At 68.2% G+C, this 751-nt stretch carries 1 protein-coding gene; it reads left to right on the forward strand.

Features of this window, described 5'->3' with window-relative positions; genetic code table 11:
* Positions 1–167 precede the first annotated feature (167 nt).
* On the forward strand, positions 168–751 hold a 584-nt coding region (locus FJV41_RS49445), incomplete at its 3' end, for a DNA adenine methylase (protein ID WP_141649541.1).

A 751-nucleotide genomic window follows, 5' to 3' on the forward strand; every position in this document is an offset into this window, starting at 1 on the left:
CTCGACACCGACCCCCACCTCACCTCCCACGCCGGAGGGCAACACGACGACGCAGGAGTCGACCTCCACGGCCAAGGCCGAGGCGACGCCCATCGTCTGGCCTCGCGACCTCAATCTCCCCACCTCGGGAGAGCTGACGTGGGGCTTCGACCCGGAGGGCCTCCAGGATGGGTGACGCCCTCTCGAAGGCCCTCGCCCGGGCCCGGCACGTCCTGGAGTCCCTCCAGGGTGAGCCGGTGGAGAAGACCATCTGGGGCAGCCCTGCTGGCAAGAAGCGCCTGGCGAAGCGCTTGGTGGCAATGCTGCCCGCGCACAAGACGTACGTGGAGCCCTTCGCTGGCAGCGCCGCCGTCCTCTTCGAGAAGGCCCCCTCGGACGTCGAGGCCATCAACGACGCGGACCCCGAAATCGCCGACGCGTACCGGCTCATCCAGAAGCTGACGCCCGCGGGCCTCGCCAAGCTGAAGAAGCTGCCGTGGGTCGGCGACGAGAAGACCTTCAAGAGCCTCTTCGACTCCAAGCCGAAGGGGGACGTGGAGCGCCTGCACCGCTTCCTCTACCTGACGCACTTCTCCTACGGGAAGCTGCGCGGTCGCAGCGTCAGCCCCAACGGCATGGGCGTCGAGGCGAAGACGCTCGCCCGCATCGAGCAGCACGCCCCGCGCCTCAAGCGCGTGAAGGTGTACGGCGGCGACTACGAGAAGGTGGTCCGCAAGTACGACGGGAAGGACACCGTCCTCTTCTTGGACCC

This window comes from Myxococcus llanfairpwllgwyngyllgogerychwyrndrobwllllantysiliogogogochensis, assembly GCF_006636215.1.
In the GTDB taxonomy this organism is placed as follows: Bacteria; Myxococcota; Myxococcia; order Myxococcales; family Myxococcaceae; genus Myxococcus; species Myxococcus llanfairpwllgwyngyllgogerychwyrndrobwllllantysiliogogogochensis.